The organism is Oceanibaculum pacificum, from assembly GCF_001618175.1.
GTDB lineage: Bacteria > Pseudomonadota > Alphaproteobacteria > Oceanibaculales > Oceanibaculaceae > Oceanibaculum > Oceanibaculum pacificum.
The window spans coordinates 20,863-38,825 of record NZ_LPXN01000107.1; the positions used below are offsets into that span (position 1 = coordinate 20,863).

Below are 17,963 nucleotides of genomic sequence, written 5' to 3' on the forward strand. Positions count from 1 at the left end.
ACGCGAAATCCGGGAAATGCCGGTAAGTTGCGGGCGGGCCAGGGAAAATTCGCCCTTGCACGGCCGGGTGGTTGGGCATATATCGGCGTCCAGAGCGTATTCGCACGTACCAATGGCCCACGTGGTTAAGTAACGACGTAACGCGTCTCTTTTGGCTCAATTGGCGGCGGTGGCCGCCTGGTCCGAAGGGGTCTTGTTATGAATTCGTCCTGTACCACCGGGGGCTGAGACACCCCCCCGAAACGAACCTTGCGCGGTCCCACAGGCTGACTGGATCAGCCGCCGAACCCGCCAAGCACGTCTCACTTCATAGCCTTCTCATGCCGTCGCGCGATTCGCGGCGCCAATAGGGTTCTGTCGCGATCCGCCGGTTTGCCGGCGGGTCAACGGGGTCGCATCATCCGCGCCCCCCAAGGGAGTGCTGTCATGGCTCATACGCTGGACGTCCTGTCCGATCTCGCTGCCCGACGACGCGGTGCCGTCAACCGCCTGCCGTCCGTCGATGGCGTCGTCTCCGCGCTGAAGCCGGGCGACCCGCTGGTCTGCCTGCGTCCGCGCTTGATCGAGGCGACCGCGCGCAGCTTCACCTCCATTTTTCCCGGCCGCGTCTTCTATGCCGTGAAGTGCAACCCGGACACCGCCGTGTTGCGCGCGTTGAGCGCCGGCGGCGTCAGCCATTTCGACGTCGCCTCGCTGACCGAGATCGAGACCGTGCACCGGCTGCTGCCGGACGCGCGCATGGCCTACATGCATCCGGTGAAGCCGCGCGCCTCGATCCGCGAGGCCTATGCCAAGTATGGCGTGCGCGATTTCTCGCTCGATTCGGTGGACGAGCTGGCGAAGATCATCACCGAGACCGGCCATGCCGCCGATCTGGGCCTGTTCGTGCGCCTGAAGCTGCCGAAGGGCAATGCCGTCTACGATCTGTCCGGCAAGTTCGGGGCCGCGCCGGAGCAGGCGGTGACCCTGCTGCGCGCCGCCCGCGACGCCGGCAAGCGCGTCGGCCTGTGCTTCCATGTCGGCTCCCAGTGCCTGGACCCGAGTGCCTATGAGCGCGCCCTGGATTTGGCGGGCGAGGTGATCCGCGCCGCCGGCGTGCAGCCGGACGTGCTGGATGTCGGCGGCGGCTTCCCGGTTTCCTACCCGGACGCCACCCCGCCGGCGCTGTGGGAGTTCATGAGCGCCATCGCCCGTGGCTTCCGCCGCCTGAACCTGCCGAAATGCGAGCTGTGGTGCGAGCCGGGCCGCGCGCTGGTCGCCGCCGGCGCGTCGCTGGTCGTCCAGGTGCAGCTGCGCCGGGGCAATGAGCTGTTCATCAATGACGGCGTCTATGGCTCGCTGTCGGATGCCGGCGTGCCGGCCTTCCAGTTCCCGGTGCGGCTGGTCCGCCCGGGCGGCGAGCAGGCTTCGCAGGAGATGCAGGACTACATCTTCTTCGGCCCGACCTGCGACAGCGCCGACCGCATGGCCGGCCCGTTCCCGCTGCCCGCCGACATGCGCGAGGGCGACTGGATCGAGATCGGCCAGATGGGCGCTTACACAAATGCGCTGGCGACGCCGTTCAACGGCTTCTATCCGAATACGTTCGTGGAATTGGAAGACGAGCCCCCCTCCGTCGGTGGGGCCGACTAGCGCCTTTTAGCCAAGGATCACGCGCATGAAACCCAGTCAGGGCAGTTTTCCCAGCACCGCCACCGGCGAGACCGCCTGGCTTGCCTTCACCGAATGGGGCCCGCGCAGCAATGACCGCGTGGCGCTGTGCGTGCACGGCCTGACCCGCCAGGGTCGCGATTTCGACCGTCTGGCGGCGGCCCTGCAGCCCGATTACCGCGTCCTCTGCCCGGATGTGGTGGGGCGTGGACGCAGCGGCTGGCTGTCGATGAAGGAGGATTACCATTACGGCACCTATGTGAAGCACGCGCAGGATTTGCTGACCTATCGCGGGCTGGGCGCGGTCGACTGGGTCGGCACCTCGATGGGCGGGCTGATCGGCATGATCCTGGCGGCGCAGGAGGATTCGCCGATCCGCCGGCTGGTGCTGAACGATATCGGCCCCTTCATCCCGAAGGCGGCGCTGGAGCGCATCGGCCAATATGTCGGGGAAGAGCTGGTCTTTCCCAGCCTGCATGCGGTCGACGAACATTTCCGGAAAATCTATGCCAGCTACGGCGAACTGACCGACGCGGAATGGAGCGAGATGGTCATGCACAGCGTCGAGCGGCAGCCGAACCACACTTATACGCTGCATCTCGACCCGGCGATCGGCGACGCCTTCAAGAGGGCGCCGTTGCAGGATGTCGATATGTGGTCGATCTGGGACCGCATCGAATGCCCGGTGCTGGTCATCCGCGGCGCGCAATCCGACGTGCTGCTGCCGGAGACCGCGGAGGAGATGACCCGCCGCGGCCCGAAGGCCGAGCTGGTGGAGATTCCCGGCTGCGGCCACGCCCCGGCGCTGATGAACGACGAACAGACCGCCATCGTGCGCGACTGGCTGCATGCCTGGGTCGAGCGCGACATCGCCGAGGAAGAGGCCGCGAAAGAGGCGGCGCAGGAATAGAAGGCGGCATGGCGAGCGTTCGGCACCGTCCCCCCGTTCCGGCCTTTCCGCCATTTTGCCCGCGTCCACCCTGGTGGAGCGGCGATCTGCAGACAATCCGCAACATCCTGACCGGCTATAATCCGGATTTGGCGGCCTTTCCGCATGAGCTGCTGCGCCTGCCGATGGAGGATGGCACCGGCGATCATCTGCAAGGCGCGCTGCACCGGCCCGCAGGCGAGAGGGGGCGGCCGCTGGCGGTGCTGATCCACGGGCTGACCGGCAGCCAGGACAGCAGCTATGTCTGCGCCAGCGCGCTTGCCCTGCTGCGCGCCGGCTATCCGGTGCTGCGGCTCAGCCTGCGCGGGGCGGGGGCGCTGCAAAGCGTCTGCCGGCAGCGCTACCATGCCGGGCGCAGCGTGGATCTGCGCCGTGCGCTCGGCTGGCTGGCGCCGGCCGCGCTGGCGAACGGGCTGGTGCTGGCCGGCTATTCGCTGGGCGGCAACATGCTGCTGAAATTACTTGGGGAGGGCCGGGGCGAGGGGATAGGCGACCTGCCGGTGCTGGCGGCGGCCTCGGTCTCGGCGCCCATCGATCTGGCCGAAACCTCGCGCCGGTTCCGCGCGCCGCGCAATTTCCTCTATCACCGCTGGCTGCTGAACCGCATGAAGCAGGAGGCGCTGAACGCTCCCGGCCTGAGCGAAACGGAGCGGCAGGCGATTCTGGGCTCCCGCGATGTCTATGAATATGACGACCGTTTCATCGCCCCGGGCAACGGCTTCGCCGGGGCGGAGGATTACTACGCCCGGTGCAGCGCGCTGGGCTTCCTGGCCACTATCCGCGTGCCGACGCTGGCGATCCACGCGGCGGACGATCCCTGGATACCGGCGGCGATGTATCGCGGCTTCGACTGGGCCGACAATCCGGCGCTGACATTATTGCTCGCCTCCGGCGGCGGGCATGTCGGCTTTCACGACCGGGAGCCGGTCGCCTGGCATGACCGCTGCCTGCTGGCCTTCTTTGCTGGGTTCCGGATCAGCGGTTAAGCAGTTTCGCCGCCTCGATGGCGAAATAGGTCAGCACCCCGTCCGCCCCGGCGCGCTTGAAGGCCATCAGGCTTTCCAGCACCACGCGGTCATTATCGAGCCAGCCATTCTGGATCGCGCCCTTCAGCATCGCGTATTCGCCGCTGACCTGATAGGCGAAGGTCGGGATGCCGAACTCCTTCTTCACCCGGTGCACGATGTCAAGATAGGGCATGCCCGGCTTCACCATCACCATGTCCGCGCCCTCAGCGATGTCGAGGGCGACCTCGCGGATTGCCTCGTCGGTGTTGGCGGGGTCCATCTGGTAGGTCGACTTGCTGGCCTTGCCCAGGGTCTTGGCGGAGCCGACGGCGTCGCGGAACGGCCCGTAGAAGGCCGAGGAATATTTCGCCGCATAGGCCATGATCTGCACATCCTGGTGGCCGGCGGCGTCGAGGGCGCGGCGGATCGCGCCGATGCGGCCATCCATCATGTCGGACGGGGCAATGATGTCGCAGCCGGCCTCGACCTGCACCAGCGCCTGGGCGCAGAGAATGTCCACCGTCTCGTCGTTCAGGATGCAATCATCCTGCAGCACGCCGTCATGGCCGTGATCGGTGAACGGGTCCAGCGCCACATCGCACAGGATGCCGAGATCGGGGGCGGCATCCTTGATCGCCTTGATGGCGCGGCACACCAGATTGCCCGGCCGGGTCGCCTCGCTGCCGGTCACGTCCTTGGCGGCGGGATCGATCTGCGGGAACAGGGCGATGACCGGAATGCCCAGAGCCTGGGCCTCTTTCGCCGCCGCGCCGATGCGGTCCACCGTGTGGCGCAGCACGCCGGGCATGGAGGCGACCGGCTGCGTGAGGCCTTTGCCTTCCATGACGAAGACCGGCCAGATCAGATCGTTCACCGACAGGCTGTTCTCGCGCACCAGGCGGCGCGACCAGTCGGTGCGGCGGTTGCGGCGCATCCGGGTCTGCGGAAAGGCCGGCGCGGCGGTTGCGGCGGCCGGCTCCGGCTGGCTGCCCCGGGTGCCGAGGGGCGGGCGGGCCGTCAGGTCATTCATGGCGATGTCCACTCATATCCGATTCAGCCCGATATTAGGCGCTGCCGGCCGTATCGCGCAACCGAGCGGACGATGGGCCTAATCGGCCGGCGCGTCGCAAAGGCACGGGTTGGGGACGGGAATGTAGCGCGTATTCGGTGTGGCGGCGCCGGTCTCGTCGGAAAAGTCGGGCGCATAGGACACGATCGTGATGCCCAGGATCAGCGACGCTTCCGTACCGGTTTCCCGCAACGGCAACACCAGCCGCTCACCGCGCACCGCCTGTCGGGTCAACGAATGGATCGCCCCCTCGGCGTATAGAAAGCAGGGAGTTTTAACGATTTTTAGATAATTGTTGTTTATCTCTTTGCGGAACTTGATTGGAATCAAATCGTCTAAATATCGGCCGACCAGATTGCCATGATGGAAAAAGTTCAACTCTTCACCGGCCAACCGAAAGCGAAACCGATGGCTGTCGCGCAAATAGTCACACATCCAGACATACGGCAGCGCATCCCAAATCGCCAGCGGATCCAGATCGGCGCGCGACGGCAACCGCTGTCCTTTCCGTATATCCAGCCAGTGCCGGAGGACGAGTTGCAATCGTCGATCGGCGCTAGACGGAAGTATGGGCGCCGCATCGTCCACTGCGTGCCTCTCTCTGTTGAACACCATCTAAAAGTAGTATGTGATTGTGAGCATAATAGTGTGCAGATGCCCTGTCTACCTTTAGCCAATGCCGGACGGCACATACTGAGTTTATGTTCGTAAACTGCATTAGTTTGCCTCCCCGTCCGTAGCCAGCGGCAGCTTTTGCTCCATGTTCATGACAAAAAGTCGTTTTGCCGTACTAATTAGGAACGAACGGGAATATTCTTTCGCGTGGAGCGAGGCGCTCTCCGTCGCGTTTCGTCGCTGTTCCAACGATCGGGCCAGAGTTCGTGAGGAGAAACGTCAATGAAGCGAGCAATGACCAGTTCGGCTTTCGCATATTTTAGAATCAATGCTTTACGGCATGCGGATTCGCTCAATCCATTTTCCAGGGCGAGAGCGGTGAGTGTTTTCCCACGTTTGCGGATGGCTGCGGCTATGTCAGCCGGATGCCAACCGGGGGACTGCTTGTCCATAGTCGTATTCTTCCCGGGCGCTGACGAAAAAGAGGGATGAGCAAATTATGACTGTGAACATACGTATAATTCATTTCCAACGTCAATTACGAACGGAGCAATCTTCCATATCTTCCTCAATGTTTGGAATTTTCCCAAGATAATGACGGATAAGCAGAAGTCTTCCGGCGCGACCGGCGATGGCGGCTCCCCTAGCGATGACCGCCCGCGCGCTCCTGACCGTCATGACGACTTTGCCGCCCGGATCGTCCGGCTGGCGGAGCTGTGCGGTGGCGTGATGGAGCTGGCGCGCCGGTCCGCCCTGTCGCATCAGGTGATCCGCAAATATATCCGCGGGGTTTCCGATCCGTCGCGCGAGCGGCTGGTGGCGCTGGCAGGGGCCGGGCCGGTGCATCTGGAATGGCTGGCGACGGGACGGGGCCCTATGTTGCTCTCCTCGACCGAGCGTGACGGCGGCGCCGGGGAAGGCGCGCCCGGCCCGCTGCAGCGGATGGTCGCCATACCGTTGATCGACCCCAGCACCCAGCCGGATGCCGACTCCACCTCACCGACCTACAGGGATCAGGGCTTCTTGTATATCGACCGGGAATCGCTGGCCGCCTTCTTCTGGCCGACGGCGGCGGACCTGGCGGTGTTCATCATGCGCGGCGACAGCATGGCCCCCACCATCAGGCCCGAAAGCCCGGTGATCATCGACCGCAGCGCCGCCGGCCGGGAGCCGGTCGACGGGGTGTTCGTCTGCCGGCTGGACGGCCGGCCGATGGTGAAGCGGCTGCAATGGCTGCCGGGTCGCCGGCTGCGCGTGCACAGCGACAACCCCGCCTACAAGAGCTATGAGCTGGACAAGCCGAAGGGCCCGCTCTTCGTCATCTACGGCCGGGTGCTGTTCAGCCTGCACCGGCCGTAGGCCGCGCCGCAGGGCAAAGCCCCCCGATTGCCGCCCCCGCATGGCGGTGCGGATTGACAGGTCTTCGCACCCTCTTATGATCCGGGCGACGGAGCGGGCCGCCAAGCGCCCGCCGGCCTGGAAGCCGGGAGTGGCCAGGGGGAGGCCAGGGGGGAGGCCAGGGGGGAGGAACAAAAAAGCATGGATTTCCAGCTCTCCGAGGATCAGCGTCTGATCCAGGATACAGCCCGGCAATTCGCCGCCGAGCGCATGGCCCCGCACGCCGCCGAGTGGGACGAGCAGCAGATATTCCCGACCGAGACATTGCGCGAGGCAGCATCTCTCGGCTTCGCCGGCATCTATTGCGGCGAGAGCCAGGGCGGCAGCGCGCTCACCCGGCTGGACGCCGCGCTGATATTCGAGGAGCTGGCAGCCGGCTGCGTTTCCACCGCCGCCTATATTTCCATTCATAACATGGCGAGCTGGATGATCGATTGCTTCGGCAATGACGAGCAGCGCGCTCGCTTTCTGCCCAAGCTGATGAGCATGGCGCATTTCGCCAGCTACTGCCTGACCGAGCCGGGCGCCGGCTCCGACGCCGCGGCGCTGAAGACCAGGGCGGTGCGCGATGGCGACCATTACGTGCTGAACGGCTCCAAGGCGTTCATTTCCGGCGGTGGCGACAGCGATGTCTATGTCGTCATGGCGCGCACCGGCGGGGAGGGGGCCAAGGGCATCTCCTGCCTGGCGGTGGAGAAGGGCACGCCCGGCCTGTCCTTCGGCAAGAAGGAGCGCAAGCTGGGCTGGAACAGCCAGCCGACCCGCGCCGTCATCTTCGAGGAATGCCGGGTGCCGGTCGCCAACCGGCTGGGGGCGGAGGGCGACGGCTTCAAGATCGCCATGAAGGGGCTGGATGGCGGGCGCATTAACATCGCCGCCTGCTCGCTGGGCGGCGCCCGCACGGCCCTGAATGCCGCGCGCGAGCATATGCAGGTGCGCACCCAGTTCGGCCGCAAGCTGGGCGAGTTCCAGGCGCTGCAATTCAAGCTGGCCGACATGGCGACCGAGCTGGAGGCCGCCCGGCTGATGGTGCATCGCGCGGCCTGCGCGCTCGATTCCGCCGACCCGCAGGCCACCATGCAGGCGGCGATGGCCAAGCGCTTCGCCACCGATATCGGCTTCCAAACCTGCAACGAGGCGCTGCAAATCCATGGCGGCTATGGCTATCTGCGCGATTATCCGGTGGAACGTCTGATGCGCGACGTGCGGGTGCACCAGATACTGGAAGGCACCAACGAGATCATGCGGGTGATTATCGCCCGCCAGCTTTTGCAATCGAATCAATAAGGAAGACGATGGACCAGGAAATCCGCTTCGAGGTGAGGGGCAAGGTCGGCGTGATAGCGCTCGACCGGCCGAAGGCGCTGAACGCCCTGTCGATGGGCATGATAGAGGCGCTTGACCCGCAACTCGCCGCCTGGGAGGAAGACGACGCCATCGAGGCGGTGCTGATCAAGGGCGAGGGCGGCAAGGCGTTCTGCGCCGGCGGCGATGTGCGCGCCATCTGGCAGTCCATCGTGCAGGGCAATGAGGGCAAGCCGAGCGATCTGTCGCGCGACTTCTTCGCCGCCGAATACCGCTTGAACCGCCGCATCCACCATTTCCCGAAGCCCTATGTCGCCCTGCTGGACGGCATCACCATGGGCGGCGGCGTCGGGCTGTCGCGCCATGGCCGGTTCCGCATCGCCACCGAGAAGACGATGATCGCCATGCCGGAGACCGGCATCGGCCTGTTCCCGGATGTCGGCGGCTCCTGGTTCTTGAACGAATGCCCGGGCTGGACCGGCTATTACCTGGCCTTGACCGGCGCGCGGCTGAACGCGGCCGACGCGATCTATGTCGAGATGGCCTCGCATTTCGTGCCGTCGGAGAAGATGGGCGCGCTGGAAGAAGCGCTCTACACCGCCGACTGGGCCGCCAGCGACCCGGAGACGGTGGTGCGCCATATCGTGCAATCCTTCGCCGACGCCGCCGGCCAGCCGCCGATGGCGGCCAACCGCGCGAAGATCGATGCCTGCTTCCGCCAGGACAGCGTGCCGGCCATCCTGGCGGCGCTGGAGACGGAAGGCGGCGCGTTCGGCCGCGAGACGCTGGAAACGCTGCGCCACCGCTCGCCGACCAGCGTGTGCGTCTCCTTCGAGCAGTTGCGGCGCGGGCGCGGCCTGTCCATCGAGGAGGCGCTGGCGATGGAGTATCGCCTGACCCAGGCCTGCATGCAGGGCCACGATTTCTTCGAGGGCATTCGCGCCGTGCTGGTCGACAAGGACCATGCGCCGAAATGGAACCCCGCGACCATCGAAGAGGTGGATGCCGCCCTGGTCGAGCGGCACTTCGCCGAGCTGGGCGCGCGGGAGCTGACTTTCTAAGAAAGAACCATCAGGGAGAACGCGACATGGCGACGATCGGCTTTATCGGCCTGGGCAATATGGGCGGCCCGATGGCGGCCAATCTGGTGAAGGCCGGGCACCGGGTGATCGGGTTCGACCTGCTGCCGGCCAATCTGGAGCGCGCCGGGGCCGCCGGCGTCACGCCGGCGTCGGACATCGCCGGCGCGGTCGCGGGGGCGGAGATCGTCGTCACCATGTTGCCGGCCGGCGCGCATGTGCGCCAAGTCTATACCGGGCCGGACGGCATTCTCGCCAGCGCTGCCAGGGGCACGCTGCTGATCGACAGCTCGACCATCGACGTCGCCTCGGCGCGCGCGGTCGCGGCGGCGGCGGCGGAGGCCGGCATGGCGATGCTGGACGCCCCGGTCTCCGGCGGCACCGGCGGGGCGGAGGCGGGCACGCTGACCTTCATGGTCGGCGGCGACGAAGCCGCCTTCGCCAAGGCCGAACCGGTCTTGCAGAAGATGGGCAAGACCATCGTGCATGCCGGCGGGCCGGGCAACGGCCAGGCGGCGAAGATCTGCAACAACATGGTGCTCGGCATCTCGATGATCGCCGTGTCGGAAGCGTTCGCCCTGGCCGAGAAGCTGGGGCTGGACCATCAGAAGCTGTTTGACATCTCGTCGAAATCCTCCGGCCAGTGCTGGGCGCTGACCACCTATTGCCCGGTGCCGGGGCCGGTGCCGACCTCGCCGGCCAATCGCGACTACAAGCCGGGATTCACAGCCGCGATGATGCTGAAGGATCTGAAGCTGGCGCAGGAAGCCGCGTCCCAGGCCGGGGCCAATACGCCGCTGGGCGCGGAGGCGGCGCAGCTTTACAACCTTTATTGCAGCCAAGGCCTTGGCGAGGTGGATTTTTCCGGCATCATCAAGATGATGAGAGGCGACGGCTCGAAATGAAATTGTAAAGGCCAGATATTGTATGGTAGATGATTGCAAGGGCAATTCAAAAAATTTTCAACTCGTTGTGGGGGCTGGTTAAAGGTGAAGGAGTCATATCTCGAGGCGATCAAGCTGATCGAGCGACTGCATCGCCAATTCCTCGAAGTCGTGAAGACGGAACTCGACCGCAATGGGATCGAGGACATCAATAACGTCCAGGCGTTGATCCTGTTCAATATTGGGTCGGACGAGTTGACCGTCGGGGAATTGACCAATCGCGGTTATTATCTTGGGTCGAACGTTTCCTACAATGTTCGCAAGATGGTGGAAAACGGCTATCTGATCCAGGAACGCTCGCCGCATGATCGCCGCTCGATCCGCGTGCGCCTGTCGGAAAAGGGCCTGGCGCTGTGCAACAATGTGGCCGCCATGTTCGAGCGTCACGCCAGCGATCTGGGCAAGGGCATCTCCAATCCGCAGGAGTTGCAGCAGGCCGCCGAATCCTATCGCACGCTGGAGCGCTACTGGGCCGACCTGCTGGATTTCCGTGGCCGTTCCCCGTTGAGCTGACCTTCCGCCTTCTCCTTCCTATAGAAACAGGCTCGCCAGCAGCGGCACCAGGATTGCCGTCGCCAGCGCATTCAGCCCCATGCCCAGGCTGGCGAACGCGCCGGCCACCTCGTTCACCTGCAACGCCCGCGCTGTGCCGATGCCATGCGCGGCGATTCCGGTCGCCAGGCCGCGCGCCCGCCAATCCTTGATGCGCAGCAAGTTCAGCGTCCAGGTCGTCAGCATGGCCCCGGCGATGCCGGTCAGCAGCACCAGCACGGCGGTCAGCGAGGGCAGGCCGCCCAGCTTCTCGGAAATGCCCATGGCGATCGGCATGGTGACCGATTTCGGCGCGATCGACAGCAGGGTCTCGCGCGTCGCCCCCATCGCCCAGGCCACGCCGACGGCGGTCACCATGGCGGTGGCCGAGCCGACGATCACGGTCGCCACGATGGCCAGCGCCGACCGCTTCACCGCCTGGAAATGGATATAGAGCGGAATCGCCAGCGCCACCGTCGCCGGCCCCAACAGGAAATGCACGAATTTGGCGCCGTCGAAATAGGTCTGGTACGGCGTGTCGGTGACCCACAGCAGCGCCACCAGCAGGATGACGGCGATCAGCACCGGGTTGGCCAGCGGAAACAGCTTCAGGCGGGTATAGACGTAATGCCCGGCCTGGTAGGCGACCAGCGTCAGCGTCAGCCCCAGCAGCGGGGAGGTGGAGAGATAGACCCAGATCTCGCGCAGGTCGGCGTTCATCTTTTCTCCTCCGGCGCGGCGTCGCGGCCGGTAAGACGGCTCAACCCCACCATCACCAGCGCGCTCACCGCGATGGTGGCGGTGGTCGAGACCAGCAGCGCCACGCTGATCGCCGCCCATTGATCGGCGATCAGCGACAGATACAGCACCACGCCTACGCCGGCCGGCACGAACAGCAGCGACAGATGCTGCAACAATCCGCTGGCCGTGCCGCGCAGATTGTCCGGCAGGTCGTTGCGGATCAGCAGGGTGGCGAACAGCAGCGCCATGCCGATCACCGGGCCGGGCAGCGGCAGGCCGCTGGCGCGGGCGATCACCTCGCCCGCAAGCTGGAAGAAAAGAAGGGTGGTCAGCGCGTTCAGCATCGGCTTTCCTTTCGGGCGAAGGCGGAGGCCCAAGCCTCCCACAGCCCGCCTTGAAGGAGAAGCCGCATGGCGCTGTATCGGTCGCGCTACCATCCGCCGGGCACCGCGCCCGGCACGCTCTCGACGCATCCCGATACGCCGGCCGGCGAGGCGACGCTGTGCCTGACGCGGTTCGACGCCGAGACGCTGGAGGAGCGCCCGGCCGCCACAATCGAGGAATGCCTGGCCGCCCTGCGCGCGGCCGAGGCGGCCGGCGGCAAGGGCACCGTCTGGCTGCATGTCGCCGGCACGCCCGATGCCGACCTGGCGGAGCGTCTGAAGGCGGCTTTCGGCCTGCACCCGCTGGCGCTGGAGGATGTGCTGAATGGCTGCCAGCGCCCGAAGGCGGAGATGTATGACGAGCATCTGTTCGTCGTGCTGTCGCATGCCGACTATACCGGCCGCGACCTGCATCTCTACCAGACCAGCCTGTTCCTGAAGGGCAATCTGGTGCTGAGCATCGATTGCTGCGCGGCCGATCTGCTGACGCCGATCCGCAACCGGCTGCGCCAGGGCGGGCAGATGCGCAAGCGCGGCGCGGATTACCTGCTCTATGCGCTGATCGATCTGGCGGTCGACCACAAATTCCCGGTGCTGGAGCGCCTGGGCGTCGCGGTGGAGGCGCTGGAGAACGAGTTGCTGGAGGATGCCGACGCCAAGGCCATGCCGCGCATCCACCGGCTGAAGCGCCACATGCTGCTGCTGCGCGGCATGCTCTGGCCCGAACGCGAGGTGCTGAGCCAGATGCAGCGCGGCGACATGGAACCGGCGATCAGCCGCAAGACCCAGGTGTTCCTGCGCGACAGCTACGATCACGCCGCGCAGGCGCTGGACCTGCTGGAAACCTACCGGGAGGTGCTGGCCGATCTGCAGAATTTGATATTGATGGCCAGCGGCAACCGGCTGAACGACATCATCCGGATCCTCACCGTCATCTCCATTATTTTCATGCCGTTGACCTTCATCGCCGGAATCTACGGCATGAATTTCGACCGCGAGGCCAGCCCCTGGAACATGCCGGAGCTGGGCTGGGCCTATGGCTACCCGGCGGTAATGCTGGCGATGCTCGCCATAGCGCTCGGCATGCTGTGGTTTTTCCGCCGGCGCGGGTGGATATGAATAATTTTTCGTTAAGGGGGCTGGCCGCGCGCGACTTCCATCATATTTGTATGCGCGAGTTACTAATTAAGTAGCCCTACTTTTACGGAGAATTCCCAGCATGTTCGGACTTTTCACGCGCGACGCCGTCGCGTGCGTGGACGCCTTGTCTCAATCCCAGGCGATCATCGAATTCAAGCCTGACGGCACCATCCTGACAGCCAATGGCAACTTCCTCACCGCTGTCGGCTATGGGCTGGAAGAAATCCAGGGCCGGCATCATGCGCTGTTCGTCGATCCGGCGGAACGCGAGAGCGCCGCTTACAAGGCGTTCTGGCCGTCGCTGGCCGCCGGCAAGTTCGAGGCCGGGGAATTCCGCCGCATCGCCAAGGGCGGCCGGGAGATTTGGCTGGAAGCCTCCTACAATCCGGTGCGCAACGCGCGCGGCGCGGTCTACAAGATCGTGAAATACGCCGCCGACATCACCGCGCGCAAGGCGGCGGCGGCTGACATGCTGGGCAAGCTGGAGGCGATCTCGCGCTCCCAGGCGGTCATCGAATTCCAGCTCGACGGCACCATCCTCGGCGCTAACGAGAATTTCCTGAACGCGGTGGGCTATACGCTGGCGGAGATTCAGGGCCGCCACCATTCGATATTCATCGATGCCGCCGAGCGCGACGGGGCCGAGTATCGCGACTTCTGGACACGTCTGGCGAAGGGCGAGTACCTGACCGGCCAGTTCCGCCGCATCGGCAAGGGCGGCCGGGAGCTTTGGCTGGAGGCGAGCTACAACCCGATTCTCGACGCCAGCGGCCGGCCGCACAAGGTGGTGAAGTTCGCCACCGATATTTCCGTCCGCAAGCGCCAGAATGCCGAGCTGGCCGCCAGCTTCGAGACCGGCGTGCAGACGCTGGTGCGCGAAGTAGCCCACTCCGCCGAGGGCACCGAGCGCTCGGCCCAGACGATGGCGGCCGCGGCCGAGCAGTCGAACCAGCAATCCACCATGGTCGCCGCCGCCTCCGACCAGCTTGCCGCCTCGGTGTCGGAGATCGGCCGGCAGATCGCCGACTCCGCCCGCGTGATCCAGACCGCCGTGGCCGAGGCCCAGCGCTCCGAGCAGATGGTGGCCGATCTGGTCGCCGCCGCGCAGAAGATCGGCGACGTGACCCAGCTGATCGGCGAGATCGCCGCGCAGACCAATTTGCTGGCGCTGAACGCCACCATTGAGGCGGCGCGCGCCGGGGAGGCCGGCAAGGGCTTCGCCGTGGTGGCGTCCGAGGTGAAAAGCCTGGCCACCCAGACCGCCCGCGCCACCGGCGAGATCGAGGAGCAGATCAAGGGCATCCAGGAATCCAGCCAGGTGACCGCCGGCGCCATCCGCCAGATCGGCCAGATCATCGCCCAGGTCAATGATATCTCCGGCGCCATCGCCCAGGCCGTCGACCAGCAATCCGCCGCCACCGGCGAGATCGCCGCCAACATCAACGGCGTCACCCAGGCCGCCCGCGAAACCGGGGAGACCGCCGCCTCCGTCCTCTCCACCGCCCGCGCCCTCAACGACCAGGCCGACCAGCTCCGCGCCAGCGTCGACGGCTTCCTGGTGAATGTGCGGGCGATGTAGAGTTTAATATTTTTCTAATCAAATTCACTTGGGGAAATGCAGCGGATTCCATAACTTCTTAATTTATTTAAAAATATCACATACTATGTATGCTATAAATTATTTTTTAATTGACCTTTGTATGGAGTCGACTAATCGACTTCCAGCTCCAACAATCTTTGACAGGACACGAATTTGTTCTTTGCATGCAGAAATTTTTGTTTGATTTGGATAATTTATCCTGTGATCAACTTCCCCCCATATTTCCTCAAAAAGAGTTCGTACTTGAATTTCACAGCATATGGGGGAATCTGATCGCGGTTTTATCAAATAATGGACGCTGGTATAATTAGTTGATTTGGTACTCACATCAAGATCGAATTTTTTGAAATACTGTTCACTTTCAGGATCCCAGGTATATGCCTTCCCTTTTTCGGCTAAAAACCAATCCCCATTGTTTATTTTTTCTCTTAATACATCATCTATAAATTGAAAATCTTCCTGAAATAACAAAAGTATTCTCACTCCAGAAAGGTCTGTGATTTTTGAATAAAAATTATTAAGGTTTATTTCTGTTTCAGAGTTTCTTTTTCGAATAATTTTCTCCTTAAGATGTTTTTTGTTTTTTAGCCTTTTTTTAGTCGAGTGTATTTTTTCTTTGTTTTCAAGCTGTAGTTTTGGGTGGTTCGCAAAAAAAGATTCGACCGTATCCATGAAAATTGTCAATTCATGTCTGATTTCGTCATATTTTTTTTCAAATTGCTTCCATTCAGTTTTATTCATTTTCCGTAGCCTCTAGTCTTTCAAGTAAATCTTCTGCAAATGAATTGTATGATGACCTGGTGTTTTCATATATTTGTCTATTGCCACTTACAGTGGGTATATCATCTTTTTCAAGAACTCCGCATGACGGAAGTTCCCACATTGGTCGATGATATTTCTGAGCTATACTAGGAAGAGTATTGTGCGTGTAAATAACGGAGTTTTTTCCTATGGACTCTTTCAGTTTTTCAATAGGTATTTTTATCATATTTTCTTTCTTAATAGATGAAAATATAGTATCTGGCATTCTAATTGCGTAATGGTAGTGAGCTTTTGCTAGGCCGAGCGGGTTAGTTGATTTTTTGCCAGATAGTTTTTTTGCATTATATAGTGTATATCCAGCAAATCTTACAAATCTTTTGGGAAAATTTTCTCTTTTCTCATCGGAGAGAAAATGAAATATACTTTCGAATTGTTTTTGCCAAGAGCTCAAGGCATTTCCAATATTTCTAATCCCATAAACTGAGAATAAATCAGGCCCGCCTGGTATTATAAAAGCATCGGCTAAGGATATTATATTTCTATTTAAAGCACCAAGAGATGGAGAAGTGTCAAGTATAACTATGTCGTATCCATAGTGTTTTGAGTATTCTAGAGCAACTGACCTAATTCTTGTAGCTGTGCGTATTGAAAGAGGATCTCCTTGATAGACCCCACTCCATCGTTCTCCAACTTTAGCTTCATACATATGAAGTGTAAGCCGGCCGGGAATTAAGCTTAAATTTTCTTCCAAATTAATGGGAGGAGGCAGTGTTTCTGGTTCAGCCGTTCCATCTTCTGTGGGTTTAAGTGTAAAGTGAATCGACCTAGGGTTTTTTATAACTAACTTATATTTGTTTATGTTTTTATTTCTTGTTGCTTCGTAATCTTCAATGTATTGGTCTTCTGGTTCCCATATTTCAGCAATTTTTTCTTCACTAATTCCGTATATCGTTAAATTACACTGTGGGTCCAAATCAATCAAAAGAACTTTTTTTCCCATACCTGCTAGAGCGTGGGCCAAGTGAAATGTAAGCGTTGTTTTGCCTACCCCACCTTTATTGTTGAATACGGATAAGAGTTTTGTCATTTTTATTTCCATGTACAATAGATGTATATCTATTGTTGTGTAAGTGGAGTGTGACGTCAACCGCTTTGGTGGCTGCATCCCCCACCGCCCCACATAGACATCCCCCCGCGCTTTCCCTAAAGTCTGCCGCCATCGTGCCATAAACGGCGGTTAGCAAGCTGCCACCTGTCTGTCAGAGGAATTCCATGCGTCTTTCCGCTTATTTCCTGCCGATCCTGAAGGAGACGCCCGCCGAGGCGCAGATCGCGTCGCATCGGCTGATGCTGCGCGCGGGCATGGTGCGCCAGGCCAGTGCGGGCATCTATTCCTGGCTGCCGATGGGCTTCAAGGTGTTGCAGAAGATCGGTCAGGTGGTGCGCGAGGAGCAGAACGCCGCCGGCGCGCAGGAAATGCTGATGCCGACCATCCAGTCGGCCGATCTGTGGCGGCAGAGCGGGCGCTATGACGGCTATGGCAAGGAAATGCTGCGCATCAAGGACCGGCACGACCGCGAGATGCTGTACGGCCCGACCAACGAGGAGCAGATCACCGAGATTTTCCGCTCCTCGGTGCGGTCCTACAAGGACCTGCCGCGCATGCTCTATCACATCCAGTGGAAGTTCCGCGACGAGGTGCGGCCGCGGTTCGGCGTCATGCGCGGGCGCGAATTCCTGATGAAGGACGCCTATTCCTTCGATGTCGATTACGAGGGCGCCAAGCGCGCCTACAACAAGATGTTCGTGGCGTACCTGCGCACCTTCGACCGGCTGGGGCTGAAGGCGATCCCGATGGCGGCCGACACCGGCCCGATCGGCGGCGATATGAGCCATGAATTCATCATCCTGGCGGAAACCGGCGAAAGCCAGGTGTTCTGCCACAAGGGCTGGATGGACCTCGGCATTTCCGGCATCGAGGTGGATTACCAGGGCGATCTTCAGCCGGTGGTCGACAAATTCACCAGCCTCTACGCTGCGACCGACGAGAAGCATGTGCCGGCGGAGTGCCCGGTGCCGGCCGCCGACCTGATCGAGACGCGCGGCATCGAGGTCGGCCACATCTTCTACTTCGCCAGCAAATATTCCGAGCCGCTGAAGGCCGAGGTGCAGATGCCGGACGGCGCCACCGCGCCGGTCCATATGGGCAGCTACGGCATCGGCGTGTCGCGTCTGGTCGGCGGCATCATTGAGGCGAGCCATGACGAGGCCGGCATCATCTGGCCGGAATCGGTCGCGCCCTTCAAGGTCGGGCTGGTCAATCTGAAGGCCGGCGACGCCGAGTGCACGCGCGTGTGCGACGATCTCTACGCCAAGCTGAACGCCGCCGGCATCGAGGTGCTGTATGACGACCGCGACGAGCGGCCAGGTCCGAAGCTGGCCGGCATGGACCTGATCGGCCTGCCCTGGCAGCTTGTGGTCGGCCCGCGCGGGTTGCAGAACGGCCTGGTCGAGATCAAGCACCGCCGCACCGGCGAGAAGCACGAGCTTTCCATCGATTCCGCGCTGTCCAAGCTGATCGGGTAAGATGGCCATAAGGGCAAGTTCTTCATACCGCCGCCGATCCCCTTCGAGACGCCGCCCAAGGGCATGGGCGACTCCTCAGGGTGAGGGCATTGCTGGAGTATCGACAGGGCGGCTTTCTTCTCCCTCCCCCCTTGCGGGGGAGGGACAGGGAGGGGGGAATGGCGCCGGCGGTGCTGTGTGGCTTCACCCCCACCCCAACCCTCC

The 17,963-nt window shown here is 62.0% G+C and carries 18 protein-coding genes; 11 read left to right on the forward strand and 7 right to left on the reverse strand.

Annotated elements, in window-relative coordinates; translation table 11 throughout:
• Positions 1-426 precede the first annotated feature (426 nt).
• Genes AUP43_RS10030 through AUP43_RS10040 form a run of 3 tightly spaced genes read left to right on the forward strand, consistent with a single transcriptional unit; the run spans position 427 to position 3,585 of the window.
• Complete coding sequence (locus AUP43_RS10030; RefSeq protein WP_067556063.1) at positions 427-1,632, forward strand: type III PLP-dependent enzyme; 1,206 nt, start codon at positions 427-429, stop codon at positions 1,630-1,632.
• Between the two features lie 25 nt (positions 1,633-1,657).
• Positions 1,658-2,560, forward strand: coding sequence for an alpha/beta fold hydrolase (locus tag AUP43_RS10035; protein ID WP_067556067.1), 903 nt, complete (start codon positions 1,658-1,660; stop codon positions 2,558-2,560).
• A gap of 8 nt (positions 2,561-2,568) precedes the next feature.
• Positions 2,569-3,585: a YheT family hydrolase gene (locus AUP43_RS10040; RefSeq protein ID WP_232315023.1), complete on the forward strand. Its 1,017-nt coding sequence runs from the start codon at positions 2,569-2,571 to the stop codon at positions 3,583-3,585.
• Here the strand turns inward: AUP43_RS10040 and hemB are convergent.
• From hemB to AUP43_RS18650, 3 genes are all read right to left on the reverse strand, one after another.
• Positions 3,575-4,540: a porphobilinogen synthase gene (gene hemB, locus AUP43_RS10045; protein ID WP_067556109.1), complete on the reverse strand. Its 966-nt coding sequence runs from the start codon at positions 4,538-4,540 to the stop codon at positions 3,575-3,577. The genes AUP43_RS10040 and hemB overlap by 11 nt on opposite strands.
• Before the next feature lie 174 nt (positions 4,541-4,714).
• On the reverse strand, positions 4,715-5,263 hold the full coding sequence (locus tag AUP43_RS10050) for a PAS domain-containing protein (RefSeq protein ID WP_198154873.1): 549 nt from the start codon (positions 5,261-5,263) through the stop codon (positions 4,715-4,717).
• 206 nt (positions 5,264-5,469) lie between these two features.
• Complete coding sequence (locus tag AUP43_RS18650; RefSeq protein WP_084462704.1) at positions 5,470-5,742, reverse strand: helix-turn-helix domain-containing protein; 273 nt, start codon at positions 5,740-5,742, stop codon at positions 5,470-5,472.
• Positions 5,743-5,884: 142 nt separating this feature from the next.
• Here AUP43_RS18650 and AUP43_RS10055 point away from each other — a divergent pair, with 142 nt between their 5' ends.
• The 5 genes from AUP43_RS10055 (at position 5,885) to AUP43_RS10075 (ending at position 10,529) form a co-directional block, all read left to right on the forward strand.
• Complete coding sequence (locus AUP43_RS10055) at positions 5,885-6,649, forward strand: S24 family peptidase (protein WP_067556073.1); 765 nt, start codon at positions 5,885-5,887, stop codon at positions 6,647-6,649.
• Between the two features lie 180 nt (positions 6,650-6,829).
• Entirely contained in the window at positions 6,830-7,975 is a 1,146-nt protein-coding gene (locus AUP43_RS10060) for an isobutyryl-CoA dehydrogenase (RefSeq protein WP_067556076.1), read from the forward strand.
• 8 nt (positions 7,976-7,983) lie between these two features.
• Positions 7,984-9,054, forward strand: a complete 1,071-nt coding sequence (locus tag AUP43_RS10065; RefSeq protein WP_067556080.1) for an enoyl-CoA hydratase/isomerase family protein — start codon at positions 7,984-7,986, stop codon at positions 9,052-9,054.
• Between the two features lie 26 nt (positions 9,055-9,080).
• Positions 9,081-9,977, forward strand: coding sequence for a 3-hydroxyisobutyrate dehydrogenase (gene mmsB, locus AUP43_RS10070; RefSeq protein ID WP_067556083.1), 897 nt, complete (start codon positions 9,081-9,083; stop codon positions 9,975-9,977).
• 84 nt (positions 9,978-10,061) lie between these two features.
• Positions 10,062-10,529, forward strand: coding sequence for a MarR family winged helix-turn-helix transcriptional regulator (locus AUP43_RS10075; RefSeq protein WP_067556086.1), 468 nt, complete (start codon positions 10,062-10,064; stop codon positions 10,527-10,529).
• Between the two features lie 18 nt (positions 10,530-10,547).
• Here the strand turns inward: AUP43_RS10075 and AUP43_RS10080 are convergent, their stop codons facing one another.
• Positions 10,548-11,267, reverse strand: a complete 720-nt coding sequence (locus tag AUP43_RS10080) for an LrgB family protein (RefSeq protein ID WP_067556089.1) — start codon at positions 11,265-11,267, stop codon at positions 10,548-10,550.
• On the reverse strand, positions 11,264-11,632 hold the full coding sequence (locus AUP43_RS10085) for a CidA/LrgA family protein (protein WP_067556092.1): 369 nt from the start codon (positions 11,630-11,632) through the stop codon (positions 11,264-11,266). The genes AUP43_RS10080 and AUP43_RS10085 overlap by 4 nt, the downstream gene beginning before the upstream one ends.
• 66 nt (positions 11,633-11,698) lie before the next feature.
• Between AUP43_RS10085 and corA the strand changes: the two genes are divergently transcribed.
• Both corA and AUP43_RS10095 read left to right on the forward strand, forming a co-directional pair.
• The gene (gene corA, locus AUP43_RS10090) at positions 11,699-12,790 is read left to right on the forward strand and encodes a magnesium/cobalt transporter CorA (protein WP_067556097.1); all 1,092 of its coding nucleotides are present in this window, start codon (positions 11,699-11,701) and stop codon (positions 12,788-12,790) included.
• Between the two features lie 100 nt (positions 12,791-12,890).
• On the forward strand, positions 12,891-14,390 hold the full coding sequence (locus AUP43_RS10095) for a methyl-accepting chemotaxis protein (RefSeq protein WP_067556100.1): 1,500 nt from the start codon (positions 12,891-12,893) through the stop codon (positions 14,388-14,390).
• A gap of 99 nt (positions 14,391-14,489) precedes the next feature.
• Here the strand turns inward: AUP43_RS10095 and AUP43_RS18655 are convergent, their stop codons facing one another.
• Both AUP43_RS18655 and AUP43_RS18660 read right to left on the reverse strand, forming a co-directional pair.
• Positions 14,490-15,152 carry a RelA/SpoT domain-containing protein gene (locus AUP43_RS18655; RefSeq protein ID WP_084462705.1) on the reverse strand — a complete coding sequence of 221 codons (663 nt, stop codon included), beginning with the start codon at positions 15,150-15,152 and terminating at the stop codon, positions 14,490-14,492.
• Positions 15,145-16,260: a ParA family protein gene (locus AUP43_RS18660; protein ID WP_084462706.1), complete on the reverse strand. Its 1,116-nt coding sequence runs from the start codon at positions 16,258-16,260 to the stop codon at positions 15,145-15,147. The genes AUP43_RS18655 and AUP43_RS18660 overlap by 8 nt, the downstream gene beginning before the upstream one ends.
• 185 nt (positions 16,261-16,445) lie before the next feature.
• Here AUP43_RS18660 and proS point away from each other — a divergent pair, with 185 nt between their 5' ends.
• Entirely contained in the window at positions 16,446-17,759 is a 1,314-nt protein-coding gene (gene proS, locus AUP43_RS10100) for a proline--tRNA ligase (protein WP_067556103.1), read from the forward strand.
• The last annotated feature ends 204 nt before the right edge of the window (positions 17,760-17,963 follow it).